Origin of the sequence: Pseudomonas sp. xss_2 (assembly GCF_043104195.1) — a bacterium.
GTDB lineage: Bacteria > Pseudomonadota > Gammaproteobacteria > Pseudomonadales > Pseudomonadaceae > Aquipseudomonas > Aquipseudomonas urmiensis.
On sequence record NZ_JBICKL010000088.1, the window covers coordinates 35,616 to 50,236 of the forward strand.

Consider the following 14,621-nt stretch of genomic DNA (forward strand, 5'->3'; position numbering starts at 1 on the left):
ACACGAGCGAGCCCTAGTATCCTTGCCCGCACATTTCGCCCCAGACCGGCCAAGGCCGCGCTCCAGAGGGCCTGGCGACGCCTCATACAGCCGTCTGCCATCTTTTTCATGGTCCTTGAGGCCATACCGTTTAAGGCGGTTGCGGCTTACCAAAAATGAGCCAAGATCGTCCCCGAGAAGCCGGCCACAAGCCGGCTTTTTAATTGTCCGAAATAATCCTATCCCATCCGAAAATCCTGCCGATAGCCTAGCTATCATGCGCGTTTCAGGCGCTCCCGTGTCCGATGGTGTTCAACGCCATTTGACCTCATCCGACGATGAAGTGGGGGGCCCGATGGGGGGACGAGGGACGACAGGGGAAATCCAATGGGTAAGCTGAATCCGAAACAAGTCGAAAACCTGACCGAACCCGGCACCTATGAAGATGGTGATGGGCTTCGCTTGGTCGTCAAACCTACCGGGCGTAAATCTTGGTTGCTTCGCTACCAACTGGCAGGTCGTCGAAGGGAGATGGGATTGGGCTCATTTCCTGAGGTAAGTCTCAAGAAAGCTAGGCTTGAAGCCAGTGCCAAGCGCAGCCTACTAAGCAACGGAATAGATCCGCTAGCTGCCCGTGACATCGAACGAGCAGCACAGCGCGAAGCTCAGAAAGCCAGTGAGGCGAAACAGCTAAAATTTGAGGCCATCGCGAAAGACTATTGCGATGCACACAGCGCCTCTTGGTCGGATAAGTGGCGCAAAGGCTGGTTACGCAAGCTTGAGCTGTATGCGTTTGAGCACATTGGTAGGCTTCCTGCTGATGAAATTGACACACCTCAAGTACTTAAGGTCCTTCAACCTATCTGGCAGACCAAAACCCGCACAGCCGACGAAGTGCGCGGGCAGATTGAGCAGATTCTAGACGCGGCAAAAGCACGCGGCCTGCGCCAGGGAGAAAATCCCGCTCGCTGGCGGGGACACTTGGACAATCTGCTCAGTCGTGCTGAAAAGAAAAAAGCCCGAAAACGAGAGCATTTTGAAGCTCTGCGCTGGCAGGATGTCCCTGCCCTAATGGTCAAACTCAGAGCAAGCACCGCGCCAGCGTCGTTGGCCGCTCAGCTCCTGATAACGACAGGCGCACGCGCTCACATGGTGAGATTTGCACGTTGGGACGAGTTCGACCTTGATGCTGCCACCTGGTCTCTTCCTGAAGAGCGCATGAAAATGCGGGTGGCCTTTGTAATCCCACTACCCGATCAAGTCGTGGAGCTAGTTCAAAGCATTCCGAGAGAATCAGGATCCCCCTTTCTTTTCCCTGGCCAAGGCAAGACAGGTGTAATGCACGCCAATGCCATACGCACTCTGCTACATGGCATGGACTACAAACATATTACCCGGCACGGCTTTCGATCCTCATTTCGTGACTGGGCAGGCGAAAGCACAAATTATCCTCGCGAAGTATGCGAAATGGCGCTTGCTCACGACGAACGCGGCCAAACCGAAGGGGCATACTCTCGCTCCGATTATCTCGACAAGCGACGCGCACTGATGACCGAATGGGCCAATTTCCTAATTAAAACAGAGGCTCAGCCAGCAGTGAATAGAGAGGAATAAATGCTTTTTAAAGACTTGTCCAACACTTCACCAGAGGTAATTATTTCAAGAATCTGGGAGTCTCTTCGTGAAACGCACGAAAACCTATTTGAAAACTCCCGGTTCGATGAATTCATCCTAGCACTAAGGGAAAGCATAAAAAACGGCGATATTACCGAGGCCTTGCTTGACGATCTGAGGCTGCAACATATCGCTGCCAATCAAATGAGTGCAGAGTACCCTTTCCTTTATGCCTGCATTCTGAACGAGCTGGCACAGCAGGCTCTTAATTCTGGAAATCATAATCGGAGCTGGCCTTTAATTACCCATGCTAGCGCAAGCGCAGAAGGTGCTGCCACCCATGCGTTCTATAGCACTGTAATAGACACCACAGCAGCTCTAAATCATCGTAGAGCGATGGCAGGTGCAAATGCCCGCAATGCTAAATTCCAAGCAGTGAAAGATTACGCTTTAACTCTCATGATAGAGAAACGTCCCAAACACGGCTGGGACGACTTTACGCACGCGGCTGAATCAATCAAAAATGAATTAGGTAATTTTATCGACATGAAGAAAATCGGCCTAAGAAAAGAGCTAATCACAAAGACTCTACGGAGATGGCGAAGAGACGATGAGATCTTTCGGAGCGCCATCGCCGAAATCATTCCCTCGCTCAAACAGTAGAAACACCACCCATCGATGAGGGCGACTGCCTAGGGCGCCCCATCTTCTTACTATCTCTTTTAGGCATTTCACCACGACCAAATGTTCGAGCCTGCCCCTCAGTTGCAATACGTATGTAATACTCTATCTTTGTAAGGTAAAGCGCCGCTTTTTGTAGGTTTTTACGCATGCCTCTATCAGTGTGCTCAATCATGCCAATCCCACAGGCGCGATAATTACCCTTTGCACGATTACAGTTATAATACACCCCCTTCCCGCCTGTAGCTCTTTCAGTCCATAGCTCACCAATAGTCCTTGCCCAAGCGACATCCTCACGCAATTTTGAGCCATCCAAAAAAAACACACAGTGATAATGATAAGACTTAGACAGCCCAAACTCCAACTTCCACGCATGACCTAGAAAAGTTTTAGCTGGCAGTTTACGCCTCAATAACCTTAATAATTTTTCACGATGCTTTTTTACCTCATCAAAACTTAGATCCTGTCGAAAACTCCTTTGAACTAGTGGCTTTGAGTAACCCAAGTCAACTCTTAAGACTAGCACTCGCGACCGCTGCTCGAAAATAGCCTCAATATAACCAAGCAAACTCTTGTAGTTTTTATTTGAAAGCCGACGATGTGCATTTTGCTCAGCCTTAAATGCACGCCCTCTAACGATGGATCTTATACGCTCAACCACGTTATTCAGAGACTCTATAACCGCCGAAGGACTACCATCAAAAAGTCGAATATCCCTGCGATAATAGAAAGCCCTGGCATACTCCTTAGTACACTCGAAAAAAACCTTTACGCCTGGAGTGAAGTCATGGATTGGATAGTAACGCTCTATTTCCTCCCATGCCCACATATTCATTAATAATCGCTTCCCAGTCCTTGTCAAATCAGCCCTAGCCACACCATGACTGATTTTTTCATAGAAATGGACTTCATTACTAACAGATATTTCCTTTACCAACCTTTCTATATCTTTAATTTTTAGTACAGCGTTTCTCTCACCACCAACAGCCATAACGTTAGCATTGCAGGTATCGAAATACGTAATGGTACTTTCCAACAAAGCTGCTTCAACAGACAGAAACTCTTTCTTCTTCATGCTTTAATCTTTATCCGAACCCTTAAATACCTGTGCTCGATACGCACAGGCTTATGCCCATTCCCCATCGACCAAAAAAGCGACAGCAACCATGACACTCACCACAGGAGACTAACATCTCCTGGCTCACAGGCATTGACACAGCAACCAATAGCTAATACCCAATTAATATCTAATTAATTATCTAATAACAAATAATCCAGAACCACTGAGCTAAACGCACCACGACAAAATCAAGCTATCCAATCCATAAGCCAAAGCAAAGCCCATAGATTCATAGCCAATTAAAACAATAACTCTCTGTCGAGTTAGTGCAAATCCAATCACTCAGTCTTTCCGTGATGCGCCCTATCCATCTTTGATCGAATCCATTCATTTACGCTCTCCTCCAACCAACCGACAGCTGAACACCCAATTTTCATAGGCTTGGGAAACGTACTGTCGTAACGAGGAGAGTCAACATTCATCCGGTCATAGATAGTGGACCGAGATAAACCAATACGGTCCTGCACCTGCCTTAGTCGGAGCACCCTCATGGTTGCGTAAGTTTTTGCGTCCATCATCAACCTCCAGCCAGTCGAATTAGCTACGGAGCAGACTGTAATTGATCACCGAAGGCGCGTGCAGAAAGGTGCTTACGTAAAAAAATACACCAAGCACATTAGCCCAACAATTCCTGAAATAAGAACCAACCCGACCACAACCCACTTTCACAAAAGAACCAACCAGCACAGTCATTGGAGAACCAACCCGACCACACTCAAAACCTAAGACACAACGCAACCAACCAAATTAAAACCAGCCACAACCACACTTACAAAACCACATTCAAAAATAATTCAAATACACACTATTCAACGTGAACCACCACAATTCTCAAGCGCAAGCAAACCATTAAATAAACATGGAAAAACATATGTACACCCTATGCCCAAATTGCAACTCCAGTCGTATAGTAACTAAGAATCTTGGGAAACAAACAGGGGGATTAATTGGTGTAGCGGGCGGTGCTGCCAGTGGTGCCGCTGGTGCTATGTCCGGTGCAGAAGTCGGTGCGGTGCTAGGCGTGGTCGGCGGCCCGGTAGGAATTGCCATTGGTAGTATTGCTGGCGCTCTTCTCGGTGGACTATTTGGCGGAGTAGCTGGTGGGATAGCTGGAGCCACGATTGGCGAACAGGTGGATGAAAAAATCCTTAACAACTATCAATGTCTGCATTGCGGCTACACCTTCAGCATCAAACATTAAGTCTTTGCGGGCAGGCGTCATTTTTGGTGAAACGGTCCTCTTTCTGCTCATTCGTCAGGAACATTTCTTATGGCTCATCTCATTGAACAAATGGCTTACGTTGGCGCAACTCCTTGGCATGGCCTGGGCAGTCGCCTCTCCCCGAAACAACCAATCGAAGTTTGGCAGCGTGAAGCGGGTATGGACTGGAGGATCCAGGACAGCCCGGTGCATTTCAAATCCGACAGCATCGGCGCTCTCGGCTCAATTCACTCATACCCAGAGCAGAAGGTGCTATATCGCTCCGACACCAAGGTCCCGCTGTCGGTGGTCTCCTCTCGCTATCAGGTGGTGCAGCCTCGTGAAGTGCTGGAGTTCTATCGGGAACTGACTGAGGTCTCAGGCTATGAGCTGGAAACTGCAGGAGTCCTCAAAGGAGGTCGTAAGTTCTGGGCTCTAGCCCGTACAGGGCAAGGCACGGCATTGAAAGGCAATGATCAGGTAAATGGCTACTTGCTACTAGCCACCTCCTGTGATGGCACGCTGGCCACTACCGCCACACCTACTGCTGTGCGCGTGGTCTGCAACAATACGCTGACGATTGCTCTAGATGGAACCTCCCGCGCGATTAAGGTGCCGCATAGCACTTGCTTCAATCCGCAGGCAGTTAAAAAGCAGTTAGGGATCGCTGTCTCGCAATGGGACGAGTTCATGTACCAAATGAAGTGTATGGCTGAGCGCAGGGTGCAATGGCATGAGGCTATGGGCTTCTTCATGAACGTGCTGTGCGATACCAGTCCGAACAGCCCTCTGCCCGAAACCCTGCCAAACGAGCGCGCGTTGCGCAAGGTTCAGAGCCTTTACGAGGGCCAAGGACGCGGTGCCACACTGGTGTCAGCCCAAGGAACCGCGTGGGGCTTGCTAAACGCCGTTACAGAGTATGTGGATCACGAACGCAGGGCACGTAACGTTGAGTACCGCAAGGATTCAGCATGGTTCGGACAAGGTGCGCAAATAAAGCAAAGGGCCTTAGACGCCGCCTTACGACTCACAGCTTAACGTGCGGCCAGCATTCAGGATACGAAAGCAATGCGCGTTAGAGGCCAGCCTCGGCTAGGAGCACGGAGGGTTTACGATCAAGAGCTTTAGCAATGCGGAGGATGTTAAGAAAAGTGACATTGCGCTCACCGCGCTCGATTTTCCCCATGTGGGAACGGTCTATTTCAGCGGCATCGGCCAAGGCTTCCTGCGAAAGGCCGAGAGCAACGCGGTGAGCGCGCACGACCATCCCGAGACGAACCAAATCGCGATTTTTATCAAGGCTAGCGGATACTCTTCCCATGCATGGAATCGTCACGCTATGATGCGTTTACGACCACGGCATTTACGACCCAAATCCATCAAACCACTTGCCTCTGGTATCTAAAATCTGCGGATACCCTTGAAGTCAAGCCAGTCCCTTAACCACCAATAAAGGAATAATTGTGGAAACCCTTGCCAAGACTGCACTCGCTGCGGCTATTTTCTTTACGGCGCAAGCTTACGCAAATGGACATCCAGAGTTCGACCAATACAAAACTTCTGACGTGATTCTATGCGAAAGCACCGGACGAGTGATGTATGGGTTCCCGCTTACTCTCTGCTTAGAAGAAAGCCGACCCGGAAAACACGTAGTTCGCTACCAGAATCGCGAGACTGGTGAAATCACCATGAAAGAGGAGGAAACATTCGAGTACATACGCTGCTCTAAAGCGCAGGATAAATGTACCGACCGCGATGGGAATTATAGAGGTAAGTTTACTGCCCCCCGAGACACATACTACGCAATCTTTAAAGATTTCTATGTATACCCAGGAAATGATGGTAAAGATTATGCCTATAAGACGGGAACAGGCCCTCTATTTGGCGGTGCGGCTGCTGCAAGTGCAGCAACACAGCCTGCGGCACGTTTAACTGCAACCCCGACGGCGAAGGGCACTTATGACGTCTGGTGCGACCCACAAGGCGATTCATGTGAAATAACCATTGATGGAGGTGATGATATGGTCAGTCGTGAACGACTGCCAGTATATGTGCCAATGGCATCAGTCACCAACAACTGCACACTAGAGTTCTGCTACAATTCAAACCAAGATGTAATAGGCCTAAACCCCGACTACCATCTTTGGAAAAAATAATCCTCCTCTATTGAGAAGTCATAATCTGCCGCCTACTACTGGGCGGCAGTTATGAACAGAAGAGAATCGAGTTTTAAATTTGCAGATAGCATACCACCGGAATGCAGTCACCCCCTCTGATCTGCAAGCAGCCGATTTAGATTAGACAACTGACTAGTTCCGTCGCGAAGCATGAAGATTTTATCGGGCTCACTCATGAACCATGCAAACGAGCCCCAGGCCAAGCCTGTAACTGTTTTCTTAAACCCAGCCGACTCCCGATCTGCATATGCAGTGACAAATGCCACTTGTGAGCGCTTAAAGCCGCCTTTGTCCGTTAGCTCGAACAAGGCCTCTTGACGACGCGCGGTTATCGCACCATCAGTGGCCACCACCTCGATAAAGACGATCAAAGGCTGACTCGGCCCCAAGTCCACCAAAATCAGATCAGGAAGGTTCTTCTGAGCCTCAATATCGAGACCAATGGTAGAAGCCATGCGTAGGTCTTGCATGGCTACCTTATTACTCGACTCACTGAGCCACAGCACCGCAGGCTTCTCTAAGAACTGCTGAGAAAATACCTCGACCACCGCTCGTGAAATCAATGAACTAGGACCATAGGCCAATGTGCGCGTCTCACCGTTTGGAAAGTGAACCATCACACCTTCTTTATCGACAGCACCAAGGCGCATCAACGAAACACGGGCAAGGGCCCCCTTGTTCAAGTGCTCCTCTTGCCACTTGTAAATCGCGGCCTCTAGGGAGTCTCCCTGAAGCTCGGGATCAAACAAACCCGCGAGGTCAGACTTGAGTGCGTAACGCGGCTTGCCAGACGTAGTGGGCACGTCTTTGTCTTCTATTACGGCACCAACTGCTACCAGACCTTCACGGAGGGTCTCATCGCGGATGGGTTCACGAGTATTGTCGGCATACCAGCGCTTGCCGGGAACCTCGAACGACTTCTTGCGCAAGTTTGACCTGTAGCTGAGGCGCTCCTCATCGCTGTCACTCGCTGCCTGTACGTCAGTCATGCGATAGACATGCACCGGCCCCAATCGCACGCTGCTGTGCTCGACGGCCCCGATATACAACATGGAGAATACCGTGCTGGCGGCAAGCTCGCGGGTGCAGTAAACCCGGTTCGGAGTTCCTTCCGGGAAGATAAGCGGAAGCCTTTCAGCGACCAGATCCCTTGGTACATACGGTGGCAGCACTCACATATCCCCTTCAAACAATCGGCTGCATGCAGCCTCAATGGCCTCACGGTCTGCGCCAGCATCGAGCAGCCGGGTCAACAACCCGAGGTCCTCAGGCGCTGGCAGCGGCAGCGACTCCAGTTCATAGGCAGAAACCGCTACCGATCCGCTTACACAGCGAAACGCGCGATCTGCAGCCGCGCTATTGATAAATGCCCCCAACACCTCGGCGCTGACCTGAGGAGCCTCGGTAATCGGCCGAATCATGTTGATATGGTTCTCGACGACGACACCGCCATGCTCCTCTAGGAACTCTGCTGGCAGAGCAGTCGCGATCAGGCGACGGCTTTGCTCCTTAGCAGTAGTCCGTTGCAACAGAACGCAGGGTTTGGTGGTGACCAGCCAGTTGTCCCCGGCCTTCAGTTCGAAGTACAGGGTGTGATTTTTCTTGTCCGCGCGGAATACGAAACGACCATCCGCCGTGATCGCCTCTGCCCATATCAACGGCAGCCGCTTACTACTCGGGCGATTCGCGAGTTGGCTCTTGAAGCGATTCCACACTAATGGCCCGGTACTCACGCCATAACCCCAATCAGCCAGGCGGTGGGGCATGTGCGTCAGGCGTTCGACGAGGGCACTTTGCTCAATCGTGCGCGGCAACAACCAAGGAAGAGAAGGGTCCGCAGGTAACGTGATTTCGCCCGTCTGCTGGACCTCCAGACCGCCCAGAGCAGGAGCAATCTCAGAGACCACTATCGGGGCAGCGTCTGCGCCGCGACGATAGGTAGCCAGGGCAGTTTCTTGCAGTACGTCATCAAAAACACCCTTGCGGGCGGTTACAAAATCAATGGACAGTGGCGGAGCTGAACGCCCCAGTAAAGCCCGTAAGTTTTTGAAATAGACCCCGGCCAAGAATGAGGTCGGTGTGACATAAGCAATCACACCACCCAGTTTAGTGTGGCGCAGCGCCAAGTCGGTGAACAGACCATATAAATTGGCATGTCCGTACAGTGAGCGTTTGTAGCGCTCGCGGGTCTCAGCATCAAGCTTGGCCCGGCCATATGGCGGATTGCCTATAACTAGGTCGAATCGGTCTTTTGGTGGGCTGCGACGCAGCGAATCGCAGACGGTGACCATGATGGGCAGTTTACGTCCGGCCAGCCGGCTGATCGGCAGAACTACGGCATCTAGGGTAACTTGACTAAGCCAAGCCCCAAAAGGATCAATCTCGTAACCACGCAGCCTATTACCGATGCTCTGCATGAGAAGCTTTGGACTGCAATCTTTCAGCTCATCCATAATTCGTTGGGCGATAGGGGCCAGAAAGGCACCGCCGCCGCAGGCTGGATCGAGCACGCGGCACTTCGCCCAATCGACATTTGCGAGCGTTACTTGGTCGATTAGTCGGGCGGTAAGCGCGGGCGGGGTGTAGAAAATGCCGTACTGTCCACGATGCTCTGCTGGAAGCATCCCGGTGTAAGTCAGTCCGATCTGGTAGGCGGCGGTCTCGGCATCGAAATACGCGGCGGTGCGACCGATGGTTTCCGCCAATGCTGCGGCCGCCTCAGGCAGTTGTTCCGTAGCAAACGGCTGGAGTGGGGCGCGCAGCTCCTGGGGAACGATGTCGACATTCGTCAAACCACGCCACCAAGCCTCAATCAAGCGAACACCGAATGCACGCGCTAAGGCCAGTTGCTGATCGACTGGGAAGGTGATGGCCAAAGCTCGGGCCATGACTCGCGCGGAAGCGACTACCTGGCTCGGGGTTTCCGCAGCGATGTCGTCTGCCTGCCGTGCCTGTTTTGCCTGTGCCTTATGAGTCATAATCCCCCCTTTTTTGCCGGCCGAGAGTGTACAGGATTCAGCACCCCTTCGGACCGCTATCGCACTACATTGCGTGATAAAGTGATAGCCAATAATTGCTGGGGTGTCAGTCACTCACGCGCATCACCCTCAATGCGAACCGGATGAAGCCAGTGCGCTGAATGTCGGCAAGCGTGTCTCTCCCCAGCAGTGCAAGCATCAGCACTACTGTTTAAGTGTACAGCATGGAGTGCTCGACCGGAGGCACGCCAAAGCGATATGGGGGGACAAATGTGGGGACAAAACAGATACACTCCGAGAACACCAGTAAAATAGCGGTATTTACTACAAAAAACGCCGGCCACAAGCCGGCTTTTTAATGCGTAAAATTTGAGTTGGCACTGACACACCACGTGACACAAGGATCGTTGTGCCCTGGCCGCTATGCGCGCACGTCCCTAAAAGACATCGAGACTTACGCGCCGCAGTGTGTGGCCATCGCCGATGCCAAGGTAAAAATAGCAACCTTGAGCAATCCGCCAAAATTTCCTGCGTTAGGACAAATCCAGTGCCGGCTCTGGTCGACCCCACCTACCAAGCCTCCCCTGCTGACCCAACCGGCTGGACGATGCTTGTATAGCGAAGTCTTCTGAAGACTCGTCACAGCAGATGACGCGCGGAGCAAGCCATAACGAGATCGCCTGATGAAACTGACCACCTTCACCCTGGCATTGGCCCTCGTGATAACCAGCGCCCCCGCCCTGGCACGACCCATGCCGGAGCAGAAAATGGACACCCGCCTGCTGCAACGTCAGGACCTGGCCTACCGCTTCACCACCCTCACACTGGATTCGGCCGACGGCAAGCGCCACTACCAGCTATGGATCGGCACGCCCCGGCGACCGGCCCCTGCCACAGGCTATCCGGTGCTGTGGATGCTCGATGGCAACGCCGCCCTCGGCGCGCTCGACCCAGCCCTGCTCGATCAACTCGCCAAGGGCCAGGCACCACTGCTGGTTGCGGTGGGCTATCAAACCGCGCAACGCATCGAGCGCAGCGCCCGCACCTACGACTACACCCCTGCCCTGCCGGGCCAGCGCGAGCAGCTCGATCCGCTGAGCGGACAGCCCAGCGGTGGCGTGCAACAGTTCTTCGATCTGCTTAGCCAGCGCATGCGGCCGATGGTGGCCGAGGTGGCCCCCATCGACGCCAGTCGGCAGACCCTGTGGGGGCACTCTTACGGCGGCCTGGCGGTACTCCATGCACTGTTCACCCGCCCTGGCGAGTTCAGCACCTACGCTGCCGCCAGCCCCTCGCTGTGGTGGCATGATGGCGCCGTCGTCAATGAGGCGCAGGGTTTGCAACAACGCCTGGGTGACGCCCGACCGAACCTGCTGCTGATGCGCGGCGGTGACGAGCCATCCAACCCGCGCGCAGCGGTCAAGGGTGATGTCGAGCGTCCCGCACGCGAACTAGTCGCTGACCTGGCGAAGGTGCAGGGGCTACAGGTGCGCTTCGAACGCTTCGACGGGTTGGGGCATGGGCCGATGTTGCCGGCGTCCCTGCGGCGAGTGATCGAGACGATGGCCAAGTAATCTCAGCACAGCCCGTCAACACGGCCTGCCATGGGGCTCAAGGGTTTACATATCTGAGGACATACAGGCACAACTCACGGAACACAGCGGTCGGCATGTCAGTAATCTGTGCCTTGCCCAAGGTTTTACAACAGGCCGCTGCCATTTTTTGGCGCACTTCCATGCCCATCAATCCGGCATGCACAACTTGCGAGTATTGAATGTATGAGCAAGGAAAGCTCTCCCTGGCGTTGCGACTGATCTTGAAGCTCAAATGCGCTAGATAAACAAACGCTTGCCCTAAGTAGTTCTGCTGCGGGGCTAGTTCGCCGATGACATTGCACGTGCTGTAGCAGACTGGGCGACTTTCCATATCGGTCTCCATACCGCGCAGATACAGGACAATTTGCGATCCAACCTTCTGTGTGCAGGCATTTTCGAACGCATCGAGAATCTTTCGCGCGTTGGCCTGTGCTTCCTCGATCTGGGTCAAGGTCACCACCCGCTCCAGCTCGCCTTTAGCCACGCTTTTAACCACCCGGTCGAGCGAGGCCCAATGACTGAGCTCCTTCTGGCAAGCGATCACATGCACTTCGAACTGGTAGCCAAGATTCGCCGCTGCGGGGGGAAACTCAGCGAAAGCTGGGTTATCCAGGGCCGTTTCCATGATGATGTTGTACTTGTTCTCCAGGGCGTAGGTACAGATCATTTCGCCCAAGCGCCAGATAAAATCCTCGGTGTGCTCATAGACATGCAGCACGCCGTTGGGCTTCATCGCCTGGTAGGAGGGGTGCAGTTCGCGGAAGGAAGGTAGGTACAAGCGCACGTAGTTTTCGTAGCGCCCACTGGGTAACAGGGTGTTTTCCAGCAGGTAGGTCTTACCCGAGCCCTGGGCGCCGGCGAGGATGAGGATCTTCGGGCTGGGCAAGCTATCGCCCGCATCGATCTCACGGGTCTTGTCGAACAAGCTGTCTTGGAGCTGCTCGAAAGCATTTTGCACATCGGCAGTGCTGAAGGGGTACTGGGTACTCATAATCGTCTCTTGATGGTCAGCCCCGAATTGGGCAGAGCACCAAGGTAGAGCAGGGAACAAAACCGACGAGGTAGATAGTTAAGCCGCTCAACCCTTGACGCAAACTACCTGGCGCAAAGTATGCACAACCTCCACCAGCTCACGCTGGGCCAGCATGACAGCATCGATGTCCTTGTAGGCCATGGGAATCTCGTCGATCACTTGCTTGTCCTTGCGGCACTCGACATGGGCCGTGGCGCGGCGCTGATCCTCGACAGTGAAACGGCTCTTGGCCTTGGTTCGGCTCATCACTCGCCCGGCACCGTGGCTGCATGAGCAGAACGACTGCTCATTACCCAGCCCACGCACGATAAAGCTCTTGGCGCCCATCGAGCCTGGAATGATGCCCAGCTCGCCCTGGCGCGCCGACACCGCGCCCTTGCGGGTCACCAGCACTTCGCGACCAAAATGCTGTTCGCGTTGCACGTAGTTGTGGTGACAGTTGACCGCCTCCAGGCTGGCCTCGAAGCGCTTACCCAATACCTTGCGCGTGGCGCCAACCACCGCCAGCATCATCAGTTCGCGGTTGTGTCGGGCAAAATCCTGAGCCCACTGCACCGCCTCGACATAATCGGCAAAATGCCGGCTGCCCTCTTCGAAATAGGCCAGGTCCTTGTCGGGCAGGTTGGCCAGGTGCTGACGCATGTCGGCCTGGGCCAGCTCGATGAACAGGTTGCCGATCGCATTGCCGACCCCGCGTGAGCCGCTGTGCAGCATGAACCAGACCCGGTCGGCTTCATCCAGGCAGACTTCGATGAAATGATTACCACCGCCGAGCGTGCCCAGGTGATGGCGGTTGTTGGTTTTCTCCAGCCGTGGGTACTTGTCGGTGATGGCCTTGAAACGCGCGGCCAGGCCACTCCACACGCGCTCGGCCTGGTTGGGCACAGTGTCCCAGGCGCCCTGATCCCGCCGGCCGAAAGTCTTGCCGTGAGGTACGGCCTGTTCGATGGCGCTGCGCAGGCCATGCAGGTTGTCCGGCAGGTCGCGCGCATGCAGCGAGGTACGTGCGGCGATCATGCCGCAACCGATATCCACGCCCACTGCCGCAGGGATGATCGCCCCCACTGTGGGGATCACACTGCCAATGGTCGAACCCTTGCCCAGGTGCACGTCCGGCATCACCGCCAGGTGCTTGAAGATGAACGGCATGCGCGCGGTGTTGAGCAACTGCTGGCGGGCTTCCTCCTCTACCGGCACGCCGTCGGTCCACAGTTTGATCGGCTTGCCGCCGGCGACTTGGAGAATGTCCATGGTGTCGTTTCCACAAAAAGCTTTCACCCATGATACCGCCGAAGGTCGTAGGCCGGCGGCTTGCCAACCAGGTGGCACAGTGCTGTATGCTTGGCCGGTCTTCAGGGCGGGGTGAAAGTCCCCACCGGCGGTAAATCGAAAGATGAGCCCGCGAGCGCCCCGACCCTGTCGGGGGACAGCAGATCTGGTGAGATTCCAGGGCCGACGGTCATAGTCCGGATGAAAGAAGGCGTTTGGTAGCAGCCAAAAAGGTGCTGCTGCGCGCGCGTTTTGTTCGCCCCGAGACGTTCATCGATTATTCACGAGGAGCGTTTCATGTCCCCCATGCTGCAAAAGCAATTCCCCAATGTCGCGGCTGCCATTGCCGCTTTCCAGGCTGGCCGACCGGTGCTGTTGCTCGACGACAACGATCGCGAGGACGAAGCGGATATCATTGCCGCCGCCGAAAACATCTCGATGCAGACCATGGCCATGATGATCCGCGATTGCAGCGGCATCGTTTGCCTGTGCCTGGATGAAGCCACCGTCGACGCCCTGCAACTGGCGCCGATGGTGCAGAACAACCAGGCCCGCCATGGCACCGGCTTCACCGTTACCATCGAAGCGGCCGAAGGCATCACCACCGGCGTTTCTGCCCAGGACCGCATCACCACTATCGAAGCTGCGCTGCGCTCGACTGCCGAACAGCGCCAGATCGTCAGCCCTGGCCACGTGTTCCCGCTGCGTGCGCGCAACGGTGGCGTACTGACTCGCCGTGGTCACACCGAAGGTACCGTGGACCTGGCGCGCCTGGCTGGGCTGCGTCCGGCCGGCGTGCTGTGCGAGCTGATGAACCCCGACGGCACCATGGCCCGCGGTGAGCAGGTGGCGGTGTATGCCCGCCAGTACAACATGCCAATGCTGACCATCGAAGAGCTGGCGCAGTACCGCGTAGCGATGATGGAGCGCGAGGCGGTGCCCGCCTGATCCATCGTCTACAGCACTGGTTGTGC

Annotated in this window: 14 protein-coding genes and 1 riboswitch; of the genes, 7 read left to right on the forward strand and 7 right to left on the reverse strand. The window is 54.4% G+C overall.

Translation table 11 applies throughout. From position 1 onward, the window contains the following. Positions 1-366 precede the first annotated feature (366 nt). Together ACF8K2_RS22390 and ACF8K2_RS22395 are read left to right on the forward strand one after the other, a co-directional pair. Positions 367-1,593, forward strand: coding sequence for a tyrosine-type recombinase/integrase (locus ACF8K2_RS22390; protein WP_392467673.1), 1,227 nt, complete (start codon positions 367-369; stop codon positions 1,591-1,593). After that, entirely contained in the window at positions 1,594-2,256 is a 663-nt protein-coding gene (locus tag ACF8K2_RS22395) for a hypothetical protein (protein ID WP_392467675.1), read from the forward strand. Here ACF8K2_RS22395 and ACF8K2_RS22400 read toward each other — a convergent pair. Continuing rightward, on the reverse strand, positions 2,246-3,349 hold the full coding sequence (locus ACF8K2_RS22400; protein ID WP_392467676.1) for an inovirus-type Gp2 protein: 1,104 nt from the start codon (positions 3,347-3,349) through the stop codon (positions 2,246-2,248). The genes ACF8K2_RS22395 and ACF8K2_RS22400 overlap by 11 nt on opposite strands. Before the next feature lie 323 nt (positions 3,350-3,672). Beyond that, positions 3,673-3,912, reverse strand: a complete 240-nt coding sequence (locus tag ACF8K2_RS22405; RefSeq protein WP_392467678.1) for a helix-turn-helix transcriptional regulator — start codon at positions 3,910-3,912, stop codon at positions 3,673-3,675. Positions 3,913-4,265: 353 nt separating this feature from the next. Here ACF8K2_RS22405 and ACF8K2_RS22410 point away from each other — a divergent pair, with 353 nt between their 5' ends. Further along, entirely contained in the window at positions 4,266-4,595 is a 330-nt protein-coding gene (locus tag ACF8K2_RS22410; protein WP_392467696.1) for a hypothetical protein, read from the forward strand. Positions 4,596-4,664: 69 nt separating this feature from the next. After that, positions 4,665-5,633, forward strand: a complete 969-nt coding sequence (locus ACF8K2_RS22415) for a DUF932 domain-containing protein (protein ID WP_392467680.1) — start codon at positions 4,665-4,667, stop codon at positions 5,631-5,633. A 37-nt stretch (positions 5,634-5,670) separates the two neighbouring features. On the opposite strand, the gene ACF8K2_RS22420 is transcribed toward ACF8K2_RS22415, so the two are convergent. Beyond that, positions 5,671-5,916: a helix-turn-helix domain-containing protein gene (locus tag ACF8K2_RS22420; RefSeq protein ID WP_392467682.1), complete on the reverse strand. Its 246-nt coding sequence runs from the start codon at positions 5,914-5,916 to the stop codon at positions 5,671-5,673. A 142-nt stretch (positions 5,917-6,058) separates the two neighbouring features. Here ACF8K2_RS22420 and ACF8K2_RS22425 point away from each other — a divergent pair, with 142 nt between their 5' ends. Next, positions 6,059-6,751 (forward strand): hypothetical protein, encoded by a 693-nt coding sequence (locus ACF8K2_RS22425; RefSeq protein ID WP_392467684.1) that lies wholly within the window; start codon positions 6,059-6,061, stop codon positions 6,749-6,751. A 107-nt stretch (positions 6,752-6,858) separates the two neighbouring features. Here ACF8K2_RS22425 and ACF8K2_RS22430 read toward each other — a convergent pair whose 3' ends face one another. Together ACF8K2_RS22430 and ACF8K2_RS22435 are read right to left on the reverse strand one after the other, a co-directional pair. Continuing rightward, a complete protein-coding gene (locus tag ACF8K2_RS22430) occupies positions 6,859-7,944 on the reverse strand; it encodes a BsuBI/PstI family type II restriction endonuclease (RefSeq protein WP_392467686.1) in 1,086 nt (361 codons plus the stop codon). After that, entirely contained in the window at positions 7,945-9,750 is a 1,806-nt protein-coding gene (locus ACF8K2_RS22435) for a class I SAM-dependent DNA methyltransferase (protein WP_392467688.1), read from the reverse strand. A gap of 683 nt (positions 9,751-10,433) precedes the next feature. Between ACF8K2_RS22435 and ACF8K2_RS22440 the strand changes: the two genes are divergently transcribed. Continuing rightward, entirely contained in the window at positions 10,434-11,324 is an 891-nt protein-coding gene (locus ACF8K2_RS22440) for an alpha/beta hydrolase (RefSeq protein WP_392467690.1), read from the forward strand. 37 nt (positions 11,325-11,361) lie between these two features. On the opposite strand, the gene ACF8K2_RS22445 is transcribed toward ACF8K2_RS22440, so the two are convergent. Then, positions 11,362-12,336 carry a zeta toxin family protein gene (locus tag ACF8K2_RS22445; RefSeq protein WP_392467691.1) on the reverse strand — a complete coding sequence of 325 codons (975 nt, stop codon included), beginning with the start codon at positions 12,334-12,336 and terminating at the stop codon, positions 11,362-11,364. Positions 12,337-12,423: 87 nt separating this feature from the next. Then, complete coding sequence (locus ACF8K2_RS22450) at positions 12,424-13,629, reverse strand: RtcB family protein (RefSeq protein ID WP_392467693.1); 1,206 nt, start codon at positions 13,627-13,629, stop codon at positions 12,424-12,426. 93 nt (positions 13,630-13,722) lie between these two features. Then, a riboswitch (FMN riboswitch) is annotated at positions 13,723-13,864 on the forward strand. Between the two features lie 80 nt (positions 13,865-13,944). Between ACF8K2_RS22450 and ribB the strand changes: the two genes are divergently transcribed. Continuing rightward, positions 13,945-14,595, forward strand: a complete 651-nt coding sequence (ribB, locus tag ACF8K2_RS22455) for a 3,4-dihydroxy-2-butanone-4-phosphate synthase (RefSeq protein ID WP_264236603.1) — start codon at positions 13,945-13,947, stop codon at positions 14,593-14,595. Positions 14,596-14,621 lie beyond the last annotated feature (26 nt).